Raw genomic sequence first — 14,818 nt, 5'->3', positions numbered from 1 at the left:
CTGACTACGAGGCAGTCGCGTGTCGAGGTCACGTCGGACAGATCCATCCCGCCGGGTTGCGCGATCAGTGGAGTGCGGTCGTTTCCGGGCATCCGAGGATCAGGTTCAGGTTCTGCACCGCGACCCCCGCGGCCCCCTTGATCAGGTTGTCCAGGCAGGCGAGGGCAAGGATCCGACCCCGGACCACGCGTACGGTGATGTCGCAGAAGTTGGTGAAAGAGGAGTCCTTGGTCGCCGGCAGGTGGGTGACGACCCGGACGAACGGGCTCTCGGCGTAGAACGCGCGATAGAGGTCCAGCAGGTCGTGCTCGGCGACCGGCTTCCGCGGCTGGGCGTAGATCGTGGCGAGGATCCCTCGATCCATGGGGACCAGGTGGGGCGTGAAGATGACCTCGACGGGATCCCCCTTGCCGGCCGCCACCGTCGTCAGCACCTGGTCGATCTCGGGCGTGTGCCGATGCCGGCCGACGCCGTAGGCGGAGAAGTTCTCGTTACATTCCGGGAAGTGGAAGTTCGGCTTCGGGGCCCGGCCCCCTCCGCTGACCCCGCTCTTGGCGTCGATGATGATGCCGGAGCGCTCGATCAGGTCCCCGGCGATCAGGGGGGCCAGCCCGAGGATGCTGGTCGACGAGTAGCAGCCCGGGTTGGCGATCAGAGAGGCGCCCGGGATCCGCCTGCGGAAGAGCTCGGGCAGGCCGTAGACCGCCTCGTCCAGCCCCCGGGCATCGACGTGTTCGTGACCGTACCAGTCGGCGTACACCTGGGGATCGGTGAGCCGGTAATCCGCGCTCAGGTCGATCACCTTGACCCCTCGCTGGCGCAGGCCCGGGACGGCCGCCATGCTCGCGGTGTGGGGGAGCGCCAGGAACGCGAACTCGGCCTTGTCCGCGATCCTGGCCGCGTCGAACGGCTCGCAGGCAAGGTCGATCCGCCGCGTCAGGCTGGGGTGGAGCGCGTCCAGCCGAGGCGCCTCGTCCTGCCGCGAGGTCGCCGCGGTGATCGCCACGTCCGGGTGATTCAGGAGGATCCGGATCAGCTCGCGGGCCGCATATCCGGAGGCCCCGACGATGGCCACGCCGATTCGACTGCTCACTCGCTCCTCCTCGTCTCGCGCCGCGTGCGGGCCGCGTCGCGGAGCCACAGTGCTCCCCATGCCAGCCAGGCGACGGCCGAGACCGCGGCACCGATCCAGACGTCCCTCGACTCGTATTCTAGATGAAGCGTCCAGCGGCCGGGTTCGGGGGCTCGGACCCTCTGCCAGCCGCCGACGGCAGGGAGCCATCGAAACGTCGGCAGGATCTCCGCCGGCCGCCTCCTCCCGGAACCGTCGACCCAGGTCGCCTTCCACTGCGGATCGGCCAGGACCGAGAGGACGATCCATCCGTCCTCCTTCACCTCGACCTCGACCTCCGACCGTTCCGGCGCCGGGGATCGCCGCCGCAGGGGTTGGGCTCGATCGAGGAGACCGAGGAGCGGCCCGAGCTCCCCCGACCAGTGGTCCAGGATCGCCGGGCTGGGGGCCGCGGTCAAGGGGAGGAACCAGGCCCTCGCGGACTCGCCCGCCGCCGGCAGGATGCCGAAGCTCACGGCGGCATCGCCGCGAGATCCCGGCGGGGGCGGCCCGTAGAGCCAGGCGGCGAGCGCCGGATCCGCGATCGGGCGTATCCTGGGATTTCCAGCCGTACCGGCCGCCTGGGACGTTCGACGCTCCGTCTCCATTTCCATCGGTGAGATCAGTCGGACGTCGACCCCCTCCGCTCGGCCGGCCCGCCTCACGGCGTCGCCGAGGGGTCCAGCCTGGAGCGGGCCGCTCGCGAGCTGCGCAAGGGCCGGCAGCGTGGGGATGTCGAGCGTCCGATAGGCCGTGACAGGAGAGAGACCCGCTCGCATCGAGAAATTGCCCGCCGTGTCGACGATCCGCGAGCCCCTTGGCATTGCACCAAGCTCCTTCATGACGGGGCTCAGCTCGGCCGCCGGTCGGAGCGGACCGACCGGCACCTTCATGCTGATCCCCAGGATCATCAGGTCCGCGAAGGCGAGGAATCCGAGCGCGACGGGAAGGAAGCCGCGGCGGTCGCGGAGTGGCGGTGTCGCGCCGAGGCGGGCGACCAGCAGGATGGCAAGGAGCAAGACCGTCGGCCCCGCGAGCTCGCGGACGTAGATGTCACCACGAGCCTCCTCGAAGCACCTCGGCACGAGCCCGGATCCCCCCTGCCCCGGGCTCGGCCGATCGCCGCCCACCCATCGGGCGAGGCCGATCACCGTCTGGAAATCCGGGTCGTCGGTCCATGGACGGGCCCGGAAGGCTCGCTCGAATGAGGACGAGAGCCAGGTGTCCTTCCCGGCGCGGCCGGCGAGCAGGGCGAGCTCGATCAGCCCGAGGACCGCGACGATCCAGAGCACGCTGATCGCCGCGAGGACCGCGAGCGCTCGCGGCAGGTGGGCCCACTCGCGGCAACGGTCCAGCCCCATGCCGGCCAGGATCGCCATCGCCAGGGACGTCGCCAGCGTCCAGCGCGCGGGGGCTCGGAAGAAGGAGAACCCGGGCACCTCGATCAGCAGCCGAAATCCCGGCACGCAAGCTCCCATACTCAGGATCAGCGTGACCGCGGCCAGCACCGCGAGCGCCCGGACGGCCGCATCCCGCCTCGCCTCGCGGACGACCGCAAGCACCGCCAGGAAAGCCGGAACCAGCCCGACGTACGCGAGCATCTCCTCCGGGGACGTATGCAGCGGATCCCAGACCAGCGGCCTCCAGAAGGCCGAATGGTGGAACAGCCCCGGCGCGACGAAGTTCACGAGATGAAAAGGCGTCGCGGCGAACGCCGAGAGGTAGTCGAAGTTGCGCTGGGTGGCCGCCAGGCTCGCCAGCCTCGCCGTGGGCCAGAGCTGGACCGCCGCCAGGGGCACGGCCAAGGCCAGGGCGAGCATGAGCAAGAACCCCCGCCGCAGCCCCTGCCCCCTCCATTCCACCGCCCCGCAAACCGCCAGGATCGCGACGCCGACCTGCGTGATGAAGGCGAGCTGGAAGTGTCCCGGCAGCGTCTGGAGCGCCAGCACCGCGGCCAGCAACAACGCCAATCGTCCAGGTCTCCGCTCCGACGGATCGAGGACAACCCAGGCGATTCCCCAGGCCCAGGGCATCCAGGACCCGACGGTGTAGCCCCACTGGTGGGTCATGTGGATCACGAAGAAACCCGAGGCGGAGAACGCGATCGCGGCCAGCACCGCGCCGGAGGCCGATACGCCGAACTTCCTCGCCGCCCACCAGGCGCCAAGGCCGCCCCAGATCGTGTGCAGGACCAGGCTCGTGACGTACGCACCCTCGGTCGTCAGCAGTCCGTAGAGGATCAGGTGGGGCGGATAGAACACGCCCATCTGGCTCTCGCCGACGCCGGGAAAGCCATCGCCCCAGAGGTCATTCCAGATCGGCAGCCGCCCCGCCCTCAGCGATCGGGAGAGGACGTCCATCAGCCCCATGAAGAACCGCGTCACGTCCCCGCCGACCGGCATCTTGCCGCCGATGCCGATCGGCCAGAGCCAGGCCAGCAACGCCGCGGTCAACAGGACGACCCATCGCCAGCGTGGGGAGATCGGCGGGCGGCCCATTCCGGAAGGAATCTCGGAGTCGGTCAAGGTCGGCGACTTCCACGGAGGCAAGGATCGTCCCGAACCGCTCCCCTCGTCATCGCGGGCGGTTCGGTCGAAGCGGGAGCAAACTTTACAATTCTTCCGACAGATCTTACACGATTCGTCGACTCGATCGCATCGCGCCGGTCGTTTCGCCCGATCGCGCCGATTTCGAGGATTCACCCTCGAGTCCGGAGTTGCTGGTTCCCGTGGCATTGGGAGCCGTATTCCCCGCCCGGACTCGGCATGAAATCTGCTTCAGGAGCTGACCCTTCAGTCGTTCGATGCGATCGTCGGTCGCAAGTTCCATCACGCCTCGACCTGGCCTCGACTAGGGAGTGAGTCATGCTCGTACTCAGCAGGAAGCTGGGGCAGGCCCTGAACCTCGGTGAGGAAGTCCGGATCACGGTCGTCAAGATCGACGGCAACAACGTGCGCATCGGCATCGAGGCCCCGGATGAAGTCCCCGTGAAGCGGCTGGAGATCGCCTTCGAGGTCCCCGAGTCCTTCGCCGCCGGCTCCGCCGAGGAAACGCCCTCCGACTCCCTTGCCTGATTGAGCACCCTTCCGACCCTTCGGTATGCTGGCAACGGTGTGGCTCGATCCTCCTCCACGCCTTCCCACGCCCCAGCCAGGCCGAGGTCCGTCCGATGCGGCTCGTCATCGCGCCCGACAAGTTCAAGGGGAGCCTCTCCGCGCCCGAGGCGGCGGAGGCCATGGCGCGGGGCGTCGCCGCCGTCAATCCGGACGCGACGATCGATCGAGTGCCGATGGCCGACGGCGGCGAGGGGACCGTCACGGCCCTGGTCGCGGCGACCGCCGGCCGGACTCGCCAGGCCACCGTCGCCGGCCCGCTCGGCGAGCCGGTCAGGGCTGTCTATGGAATCCTCGGCCACGGACGCACCGCCGTGCTCGAGATGGCCGCGGCGTCCGGGCTGTCCCTCGTCCCGATGGCTCGCCGCGATCCGACGAGGTCGTCCACCCGCGGCACGGGCGAGCTGATCCGGCACGCCATCAGCCAGGGGGCGACTCGCATCATCCTGGGGATCGGCGGCAGCGCGACGAACGACGGGGGGGCCGGCCTCGGCCAGGCGTTGGGCTTCCGCCTCCTGGATTCCGATGGCGAGGAACTCGCGCCCGGCGGCGGCGACCTCGGCCGACTCGACCGCATCGAGGCTCCTGATGCGTCTCCGATCGCCGACGGCGTGGAGATCCTCGTGGCCTGCGACGTGACGAACCCCCTTTGCGGCCCGCGCGGCGCCTCCGCCGTCTACGGCCCCCAGAAGGGGGCGACGCCGGAGATGGTGGAGCGGCTCGATCGCAACCTCTCGCGTCTCGCCGACGTCGTCGCCCGCGACCTGAACGTGGACATCCGCGAGATCCCGGGCGCGGGGGCCGCGGGGGGACTCGGCGGCGGCCTCGTCGCCTTCGCCGGCGGCCGGCTGCAGCGCGGGGTGGACCTCGTGATCGAGGCCGTCCGGCTCCGCGACCGGCTCCAGGGCGCGGACCTCTGCCTCACGGGCGAGGGGGCCCTGGACGCTCAGAGCGCCTTCGGCAAGACCGCGGTGGGGGTCTCGAGCCTGGCCCGCGAGATGGGCATCCCCGCGATCGCCCTGGCGGGGACCATCGGCGAGGGGGCCGAGGCCGTCCTCGACGAGGGGATCTCCGCCTATCTCAGCATCTGCCCGGGCCCGATCTCGCTCGACGAGGCCGTCCGCCGCGGCGGGGAGCTCCTCGAACGGGCGACGGAGCAGGCCATCCGCATCTTCAGGGCGGGGCGGGACCGACCGTAGAGGACACCGAGGATCGCTTCCGAGAGAACCCCCTCCATGCCGCCCGACCCAACGCCCGCCGGCGAGTTCGAACTGATCCGCTGGATCCGCGATCACCGGCAGCCCTTGCGCGGGGCTCGCGGCGCGATCCTCGGCATCGGCGACGACTGCGCGATCCTCGAGCCGACGCCCGGGGCCCAGCTCCTGGTCACGACCGACATGCTCATGGACGGCCGCCATTTCCGCCTCGAGGCCGACGACCCGGAGGCCGTCGGCTACAAGGCCATGGGGGTGAACGTCTCCGACATCGCGGCCATGGCGGGGATCCCCCGGGCCGCGGTCGTCTCCGTGGCCCTGCCCAGGGCCGGCGCCGTAGCGCTGGCCCAGCGCCTCCACGCCGGCCTTCGCCGGATGGCGGACCGGTTCGACGTGGAGCTGATCGGGGGCGACACCAACGCCTGGGACGGGCCCCTCGTCATCAACGTGGCCTTGCTCGGGGAGACGACCGCGCGGGGGGCCGTCCGCAGGTCGGGAGCCCGCCCGGGCGATCTCGTCGCGGTCACCGGGCCGCTCGGCGGCAGCCTCTACCGCGGCCGCCACCTGCGGCCCGAGCCCAGGGTCCGGGAGGCCCTGGAGCTGCACGCTAATTTCAACATCCGCGCGATGATCGATCTTTCGGACGGCCTCTCTTCCGACCTGGGCCACATCCTGGAGGAGAGCGGCGGCCTCGGCGCCGTCCTCGATCTCGATCGGATACCGATCCACGAGGATGCCCGCGACCTCGCCGCTAGCGACGGCACGAGCGCGATCCTCCACGCCCTGAGCGACGGCGAGGACTTCGAGCTCTGCCTGGTGGTCGACCGCGAGGAGGCCATGCGGCAAATCGGGCGGCCGGGAATCCCCGCCCTGCACGTCGTGGGCGAGGTCACCGCGGAGCCCGGCCTGCGAGCGCGGAATCCCGACGGGACCGTCGTTCCCATCAAGCCGTCGGGATTCGATCATCTTAGGGTCTCCGAAACATGAAGGTAAATCGGACGGTTTCAGGCCTAGAAGTCGAGCTGGCCTCCGAGCAGGACACGCGGGCTTTCGGCGAGGCCCTGGCCGGGATCGTCGAGCCCGGGACCGTCATCGGCCTGATCGGCCCTCTCGGGGCCGGCAAGACGCAGCTGGCCCGGGCCGTGGCCGAGGAGCTCGGCGCGGATCCGGCCGCGATCGCCAGCCCGACCTTCGTCCTGATCCATGAATACGAGGGGCGAATTCCGGTCTACCATTTCGACGTCTACCGGCTGAACTCCCGAGAGGCGTTCGAGGACCTGGGCCCGGCCGACTACTGGGATGCCGGGGGCGTCTGCCTGGTCGAGTGGGCCGATCGTTTCCCCGGGCTCCTCCCGGACCGGTCGTGGACGATTCGCATTGAGCCCCGCGAAGGGGACCGGCGACATCTCGTGCTCGAGGTCCCGCCCGGCGATTCGGGGCGGCTCGACGCCTTCGGGGGTCCTTGACCGCGGCCCGATCGCGACCTAGGTTTGCAGCGACTCCCCGCCTTCCGGACGCGGAGGCCGCCCGGGCGCGGGAGCCCACGGCACGACTGGACAAAGGAGCCGCGACGTGCGCCTGGCAACCCCTTCGGTGCTCTCGCCAATCTCGGATCGCCAGGCACACGACGGGGCCGAGGCGTACTACCCCCGGGGCATCTCGACCTTCGAGGAGGCCCGGCTCGAGCCCGCGCTCCTCGAGTCGCTGGTCCTCAAGTTCCTCTTCAACACGGGCCAGTCCTCCGGCCGTCGGGTCGCGACCGAGCTCGGGCTCCCCTTCGGGCCGTTCCCGGAATACCTGCGGCAGCTCAAGAACGCCCAGATCCTCACCTACACCAACAGCGTCACGGCCGGGGATTTCATCTACTCCCTGACCGACCTGGGCAGGGCCAGGGCCCGGAGCTACCTGGAAGAATGCTCGTACGTCGGCACCGCGCCGGTGCCCTTCGACGACTACCTGGACTCGGTGGCCGCCCAGACGATCGCCAACGAGCACCCGAAGGAGGACGACCTCCGCCGGGCGTTCGAGGATCTGCTCATCTCGGAGCAGACGTTCGGGATGCTCGGCCCGGCGATCAACTCGGGCCGCGGCCTGTTCCTCTACGGCTTCCCGGGCAACGGCAAGACGAGCATCGCGGAGCGGATCACCCTCTGCTTCGGCACCAGCGTCTGGATCCCGCGGGTCCTCTGCATCGAGGGCCAGCTCGTCAAGCTCTTCGACCCGGCCAACCACGAGGAGATGCCCCGCCAGACCTTCGGCGGCCTGCTCGACGCCACCGACTACGACCGCCGCTGGATCCACATCAAGCGGCCCACCATCGTGGCCGGCGGCGAGCTCCGGATGGAGGACCTCGAGATCCGCTTCGACCCGGTCTCGAAGGTGAGCGAGGCCCCGCTCCAGCTCAAGAGCAACCTCGGCAGCTTCCTCATCGACGACTTCGGCCGCCAGCGGATGCAGCCGGTCGAGCTCCTCAACCGCTGGATCGTCCCCCTGGAAAAGCGGTACGACTTCCTCAGCCTGGCCAACGGCAAGAAGGTCCGCGTCCCGTTCGACCAGCTCATCATCTTCTCGACCAACCTCGAGCCGCGGCAGCTCGTGGACGAGGCCTTCCTCCGGCGGATCCCGTACAAGATCCACGCCACCGACCCGACCGAGCAGGAATTCCGCCAGATGATCGACATCTTCGCCGTCAAGCTCGGCTTCGACGAGGTCATCCCGGAATCGGTCGATCATCTGATCAACTATCACTACAAACGGACCAAGCGCCCGTTCCGCTGCTGCCAGCCGCGGGACCTGCTGCTCCAGGTCCGGAATTACTGTATTTACAACGACCTGCCCCTCGTGATGAAGCCGGAGTACTTCGACTTCGCCGTGAAGAACTACTTCACGGTGATGTGAGGACCGCCGCCGCCCGTCCGCGACCATGCCGCCCGCCGCGACTTCCGCTATGATGGACGTCCGCGTGGCCGCGAAATGGGGCGTGGTGGAGGGCTCGGGACCGTTGGAAGCCGGCGAGGGGGAATTCGATGCCGACGTCGCGGTGCTCGGGGGCGGTGCCGCCGGGCTGATGGCGGCGATCCGCGCGGCGGAGGTCGGCTCCAGGGTGATCGTCCTGGAGCGGAACCGCCGCGCCGGCGTGAAGATCCTCATGTCCGGCGGCACCCGCTGCAACATCACCAACGCCCGCGGCCTCCGCCGCATGGACGTCGTCTCGGGCCCCGTGGATCCCGGCTACGACCCGGCCCAGTGCCGCGGGACACGCGCAATCCAGGACGCGTTCGGGCCCGGCGGGCCGTTCCTCGGCCCGGCCCTGCGACGCTTCGACGTCGATCAGACCGTCCGCCTCTTCGAATCCGAGGGGGTCTCCACCAAGGTGGAGGGGAACGGCAAGATCTTCCCGGCGAGCGACCGCGCCACCGATGTCCTCGATGCCCTCTCGAGGCGCCTGGAACGCAGCGGAGCCGCCCTCCGCGGCCACGCGTCGGTCGAGTCGATTCGACCGATCGATGGCGAGGCCGGCGGATTTCGGATCGATCTGACCGACGCCACGATCGCGGCCCGGCGGGTGATCGTGGCGATGGGCGGGCAATCCTACCCCGGCTGCGGCACGCGAGGCGACGGATACCGCCTGGCCGCGTCGCTCGGCCACGGCCTGGTCGCGCTCCGGCCCGCCCTCGTGCCGATCCGCGTCGAGCCGGAGTGGGTCGCGTCGCTGCGGGGCCTCAGCCTCCAGGACGTCGTGGCGTCGATCCACCTTCCGGGCGGCAAGCTCCTTCAGGAGCGGCGCGAGGCGATCCTGTTCGCCCACTTCGGCCTGAGCGGCCCGGCGATCCTCGACATCAGCCGGGCCGTGGCCCATCACGAGGGCGTGGAACCCCTCGACCTGCGCCTGGACCTCTTCCCGGATCAACCACGCGAAGTACTCGACGCGAGGCTCCAGGCCGCATGCCGACAGGGCAAGGCGTCCGTCACCTCACTCATCTCCGCCATGCTTCCCCAGCGGCTGGCGGAGTGCCTCGTCGAGGCGGCCGAGATCCCGAGGACCCGGACCGGCCCCGAGCTCTCGCGGGCCGAGCGCTCGCGGCTCGTCCAGGCCCTGAAGGGGCATCCCCTGCGGGTGGCCGGCACGCTCGGCTTCGAGAAGGCCGAGGTCACCACCGGCGGGGTCCGGCTCGACGAGGTGGACCCCCGGACGCTTCAGAGTCGCCTCGTGCCGGGCCTCTACTTCGCGGGCGAGGTCCTCGATCTCGACGGCCTCATCGGAGGCTACAACTTCCAGGCCGCCTGGAGCACGGGGTGGCTCGCCGGCGAGTCGGCAGCCAATTCACAAGGTCTCCGTTTGTGAACCATCGGACGATCCCTTATCCTGGCTCGCGCCATCCTATCAGGCCCTGACCGGTCCCTCTCCCGCGAGGTCGCGACAATGATCCCTCGACGTCGATTCTTGATGATCACCCTCTCCGGACTGCTCGCGGTCGGTCTCACTTCGAACAGCGCCCGCGCGGGCCTCGAGGTCGGGGCCGCGGCACGCCGGATCACGCCCGATCCGTTGCTGCCCGTCTCGGGAGGGATGGGCATACCGAACCCCGCGAAAGAGAAGCGCGGCGAGCTTCAGGCCCGTGCGATCGTCTTCCGCAAGGGGGACGTCTCGGTGGCCGTGGTCTCGCTGGACCTCCTCGGCTTCCCCTCGGTCCTGGGCGATCGGGTCCGGGCGAAGGTCGCGCGGATCCCGGCCGCGAACATCCTGATCGGTTCCACCCACACCCACAGCGCCCCGGACTGCTACGCCTTCCCCGACGGCAAGGGGGGCCACACGGGTGACCTCGCCTACATGGACCTCGTCGCCGCCAGGGCGGCCGAGGCCATCAACGAGGCCATCGGCCGCCTGGAGCCGGCCTCGATCAAGGTCGCGACCGGCGAGGCGAAGGGCCGGATCGCCTACAACTACTATGCCCCGGATCTGTACGACCGGCGGATGAGCGTGATCCAGGCCGTCAGTCCCCAGGGAAAGACGATCGCCACCCTGGTGAACTACGCCATCCACCCGGAAGTCCTCGGCAACGACATCGGCGTCTGTAGCCCCGACCTGATCGGCCCGCTCTACGAGTACCTGGACGAAAAGGCCGGCGGCCTGACCGTGTTCATGAATGGCGCCCAGGGGGGCATGGTGACCGCCGACAACCGCCAGCTCGATCGCCCCAGCGACGCGACTCGTGGCTACTGGAACGACGCCCGCGCCTGGGAGGAATGCATCCGGATCGGCCACCTGATGGGGAGTGAGGCCCTCCGGCTCCTGACCGATGCCCCGGTGCAGAAGGACCCGACTCTCTACTGCGGGGCGCTCGACGTCAGGTTCCCCGTGGAGTCGGCCGGTATGTGGGCCGTCGTGACCCTTTCGCCGCTCAAGTACCCTCACGGCGAGGACCACACGGTCACCACGCGGATCAACCTCGTGAACCTGGGCGACGCCCAGATCCTGACCATCCCCGGCGAGGCCCTCCCCAACATCGGCTTCTACCTGAAACGGAAGATGAAGGGGACGCACAATCTCCTCTTCGGCCTCACGAACGACGCCTTCGGCTACATCCTCACCAAGGTCGACTTCGGCAGCTTCCCCCGCTACGAGTACGTCTCCCGAACCTCGCTCGGCGAGATGACCGGCGAGATCCTCATCGAGCAGTCCCTCGGCCTCGTCGAGAAGTCGCCCCGACCCGACCATTGAGGCCCGTGCAAGCCCACCGCGGTCCCGAGCCCCTGCTCGTCCGACGCACAGAACCGACCTCATCCTGCCCATCGCAAATTGGCTTTGTTCGTCGCACAACCTTCCTCTCGGGAACAACGCAAGTCAATGGCACTAGGCTACTTAGATTCGTTTTCAAGATTGGCTTTGCTGGCCGATTTCGCCTCATTTCCGAGGCCTTTCGTGACTTCCTTCGAGCCCGACTTCGAGGAACCCGGCACACGAGAGGCTGCCCGGATCTGACGGACCGTCCACGTCCCTGATCCAGGCTCCTGGTGGTCGGGTCATGAACTCGGCATGCTCCGACCGGCACCCCGGTTGCTTCTTCGCCCCGGCCGGCCCGCGTCCTCCGCGCGGGCCGGCGCCTGTGCCTTCCGCAACTGCCACCGAATTTCCAAAGACCTCTCGTAGGGTTCCCACACGCAGGGCGCGCAAGAATCCCTCCCTACTCAATACAGTCCCGGCGAGCCCGATCCGAGTTTCACAAAAATGGAGAAAATCGGCGCGCGTGCCCCTACAATCGCGCGGCGGCCGTCGGCAAGCCCGGACGGGCATCTCCCCGATGCAACTCCGCTTCGCGTCGATCCATGGCCTCCTCGACCCCTCCAGCCGAGCGGCGATCGCCACGCGGGAGTTGCTGGAGTTGCTCTCCGGCCGCGGGTCCGAATGCCGGGCGTTCACGGCCGGGGTGCTCGATGATGAGGAGGAGACGTCCCTGGAGCAGGCCCTCGGCACGCTCGGACTATCGCGCCGAGGCGCTCGGCGGCGTTCAAGACCAAAGTGGCCCTGGAGGCGGCCAATCAGCAAAAGTCGCTCAGAGCTGGCCACGGAGCATCAACGCCGACTGCGCCGGCCCGGGGACGACATACCCGCCGGGTTGTCCGTCAGCCTGGCCGAGAGGGCGCGACCTTTCGAGCGTGGCCCGTCCAAGAGGCCGGCTTCGAGTATATCGATCCGAGGGGGCCGTGTTCGAGTGTTGCAATCATGTCGGGTGGGAGGGGAGAATGGATATCAGTGACGAGCTGGCGGCCGACCCGGGCCGGGCCCCTCATCGACGGGCCAGCCGGGGGCCCAGTCTGCGACCAAGGCCACATCCATGAGGGACGACCACACGGCAGCGAGCCCGGCGGGGGATGTGGCGGATGGAGCCGGCGCATCGGCCGGTCAGGCCGACCTCGACCCGGCGCTCGGCGACCTGTTCGAAGAGCTGACGGAGCGGATCCAGGCCGGCGAATCGGTCGACCCCGAGGCGGTCGCCGCCGAGCACCCGGAGCTGGCCGGTCCGATCCGGCAGCTCCTCCCGTCGCTGCTCAGCGTGGCGATGACCGGCCGGGCCATCAATGACGCGTTCCTGCCCGGGCAGCCCGGGCCCGACGGCACCCGGCGGTTCGGGGAATTCACGATCGACCGCGAGGTCGGCAGGGGGGGCATGGGGGTCGTCTACGAGGCCCGGCAGTCGCCGATCGGGCGCCGGGTCGCGCTCAAGGTCCTCACCCCGGCGGCGGCGCTCGACCCGCAGGCGCTGAAGCGGTTCCAGCTCGAGGCCCAGGTCGCCGGCCTGCTCCGGCACCCGGGGATCGTGCCGGTCTACGCGGTCGGCACGGTCGGCGGTATCCCCTATTACGCGATGCAATTCATCGAGGGCCGGAGCCTCGCCGAGCTGCTCTCCGAGATCCGCGACCTGCCGGGGGGCCCGGTGCGGGCGGACGGTTCGGGGCCCCCGAAGACCCCGGGCCCGCTCGCCTCCGGGCTGCTCGCGGGGAGCTTCCCCCAAGCGGGTCGGGAGCCGGCCCGGGAGCCGTCGCCGGCCCTCCCGGGGCTCGCCGCGATCCGCAGCCCGGCCTACATCCGCACGGCGGCCCGGCTCGCGGCGGAGGCCGCCGGGGCCCTCGCCTACGCACACGAGCAAGGGGTCGTCCACCGCGACGTCAAGCCGGCCAACCTCCTCCTCGACGACGACGGGCACCTCTGGGTCGCCGACTTCGGCATGGCCGACGTCCAGGGGGACGCCGGGCTCACCCTCACCGGGGATCTCCCCGGGACCCTCCGATACATGAGCCCCGAGCAGGCGCTCGGCAAGCGGTCGCTCGTGGATCGCCGTACGGACATCTACGCGCTCGGTGCCACCCTCCACGAGCTGCTGACGCTCCGACCGGCCGTGGCCGGCGAGGACAAGCAGGAGATCCTCCATCGGATTGCGGAGGAGGAGCCCGCCCCGGTGCGCCGGCTCAACCCGGCGGTGCCCGTCGACCTGGCGACGATCGTGGCCAAGTGCCTGTCGAAGGACCCGTCCGCCCGCTACGAGACGGCCCGCCACCTGGCCGACGACCTGGTCCGGCTCCTCGACGGCCGGCCGATCGCTGCGCGGCCGGTGGGGCCGCCGGTGCGGCTCTGGCGGTGGAGCAGGCGGAAGCCGGCGCTGGCCGGGCTCGCCGCGTCGCTGGCGATCACCGCGATCGCCGGGCTCGTCGGGATCGCCTGGAACTGGCGCGAGGCCATGGTCCAGCGGCAGGAGAGCCGCCGCCAGGCCGCGCGGGCCGAGGCCATCAATCGCTTCCTCGTCGACAAGCTCCTCAGCCAGGCCGAGCCCGAGACGAATCCGGACGTCAAGAAAGTCACGCTCCTCGAGGTCCTCGATCGCGCCTCGGCGGAGGTCGGCGACTCGCTCTACGGCCAGCCCGAGACCGAGGCTCACATCCGCATGGCCATCGGCAAGGCCTACCACGGCCTGGTCGAGTACGCCCGGAGCGAGGAGCATTATCGCGCCGCGGTCGCCCTCCTCGGGAACGAGACGAACACGCGAGAGGCGATCGAGGCGAGGATCGAGCGCAGCCACCTCCTTGGCCACCTCGACCGCAATGCCGAGGCCGAGACCATCCTGCGGGCGGCCCTGGCGTCGTGCCGAGAGCGGTTCGAGCCCGACGAGGAGGTGACTCTCAACACCCTGGAATACCTTGGCGCCGTCTGCGGGGCACTCGGAAAGCTGGAAGAGGCCGAGTCGCTCGAGCGGGAGCTCCTCGCGAGGCGAAGCCGGGCGGCGAAGCCCGATCAGAAGAAGATCCTCACGGCGATGAACAACCTGGGGGTCACCCTTGTCCGCCGCGGCAAGCTCCGAGAGGCCGAGCCGCTCTTCCGCGAGACCGAGCGAATCGAACGCGATACGCTGCCGGACGACCACCTCACGCTCCTCACGACTCGCTGCAATCTCGGCTTCGTGGCCGCCGGGCTTGGCCGCCTCGAGGAGGCCGAGCGCCTGATCCGCGGGAGCGTCGAACGCGGGCGGGCGTCGCTCGGGGGGGACAACCTCTGGACCCTCTACTGGTCCAGCAAGCTCGGGGAGATCCTCACGGCCCGGGGCCGGCTCGACGAGGCGGAACGCCTCCTCCGGCCGACCCTCGAGGCCCAGCGCCTGAAGTTGGGCGATCAACATGTCCAGACCCGAGAAACCGCGGGTCGTCTTGACGCCCTCGGCGCAACCAGGGTGATGGCGAGGTGATCGACCGACCAGGAGCGTCCCCGAGCCGGCCGGGGCCGGCTCGTGACCCGGCCTGTATCCCGACCCGCGCGGGCGGCCTCGAAAATCTTGCGGCCCGGGTGAAACCGCGTCTGTCCGTCCTGCGGGGTAAGCCGTAGAGAGGAT

At 69.8% G+C, this 14,818-nt stretch carries 10 protein-coding genes; 8 read left to right on the top strand and 2 right to left on the bottom strand.

Annotated features, from left to right (window positions below):
- Positions 1-64: 64 nt before the first annotated feature.
- Both argC and G6O54_RS10625 read right to left on the bottom strand, forming a co-directional pair.
- Entirely contained in the window at positions 65-1,093 is a 1,029-nt protein-coding gene (gene argC, locus G6O54_RS10630) for an N-acetyl-gamma-glutamyl-phosphate reductase (RefSeq protein ID WP_250846818.1), read from the bottom strand.
- Positions 1,090-3,609: a hypothetical protein gene (locus G6O54_RS10625; RefSeq protein WP_165224437.1), complete on the bottom strand. Its 2,520-nt coding sequence runs from the start codon at positions 3,607-3,609 to the stop codon at positions 1,090-1,092. Before G6O54_RS10625 ends, argC begins: the two co-directional genes overlap by 4 nt.
- A gap of 366 nt (positions 3,610-3,975) precedes the next feature.
- On the opposite strand from G6O54_RS10625, the gene G6O54_RS10620 reads away from it, so the two are divergent.
- The 8 genes from G6O54_RS10620 (at position 3,976) to G6O54_RS10585 (ending at position 14,674) form a co-directional block, all read left to right on the top strand.
- Positions 3,976-4,185, top strand: a complete 210-nt coding sequence (locus G6O54_RS10620; RefSeq protein ID WP_165224434.1) for a carbon storage regulator — start codon at positions 3,976-3,978, stop codon at positions 4,183-4,185.
- Positions 4,186-4,280: 95 nt separating this feature from the next.
- Positions 4,281-5,423, top strand: coding sequence for a glycerate kinase family protein (locus G6O54_RS10615; RefSeq protein ID WP_165224431.1), 1,143 nt, complete (start codon positions 4,281-4,283; stop codon positions 5,421-5,423).
- Between the two features lie 36 nt (positions 5,424-5,459).
- Entirely contained in the window at positions 5,460-6,425 is a 966-nt protein-coding gene (locus G6O54_RS10610) for a thiamine-phosphate kinase (RefSeq protein WP_165224428.1), read from the top strand.
- Entirely contained in the window at positions 6,422-6,904 is a 483-nt protein-coding gene (gene tsaE / locus G6O54_RS10605; protein WP_165224425.1) for a tRNA (adenosine(37)-N6)-threonylcarbamoyltransferase complex ATPase subunit type 1 TsaE, read from the top strand. Before G6O54_RS10610 ends, tsaE begins: the two co-directional genes overlap by 4 nt.
- Before the next feature lie 106 nt (positions 6,905-7,010).
- The gene (locus G6O54_RS10600; protein WP_250846817.1) at positions 7,011-8,336 is read left to right on the top strand and encodes a DUF8689 domain-containing protein; all 1,326 of its coding nucleotides are present in this window, start codon (positions 7,011-7,013) and stop codon (positions 8,334-8,336) included.
- Between the two features lie 49 nt (positions 8,337-8,385).
- Complete coding sequence (locus G6O54_RS10595; protein WP_250846816.1) at positions 8,386-9,783, top strand: BaiN/RdsA family NAD(P)/FAD-dependent oxidoreductase; 1,398 nt, start codon at positions 8,386-8,388, stop codon at positions 9,781-9,783.
- 102 nt (positions 9,784-9,885) lie between these two features.
- Positions 9,886-11,160, top strand: coding sequence for a hypothetical protein (locus tag G6O54_RS10590; protein ID WP_165224617.1), 1,275 nt, complete (start codon positions 9,886-9,888; stop codon positions 11,158-11,160).
- A gap of 1,114 nt (positions 11,161-12,274) precedes the next feature.
- Positions 12,275-14,674, top strand: a complete 2,400-nt coding sequence (locus tag G6O54_RS10585) for a serine/threonine-protein kinase (protein WP_165224414.1) — start codon at positions 12,275-12,277, stop codon at positions 14,672-14,674.
- Positions 14,675-14,818: the final 144 nt, after the last annotated feature.

The organism is Aquisphaera insulae (genome assembly GCF_011064615.1).
Taxonomy (GTDB): Bacteria; Planctomycetota; Planctomycetia; order Isosphaerales; family Isosphaeraceae; genus Aquisphaera; species Aquisphaera insulae.
Note: the sequence above shows the minus strand (reverse complement) of the source record. Positions and strands in the feature narration are given on the sequence as shown.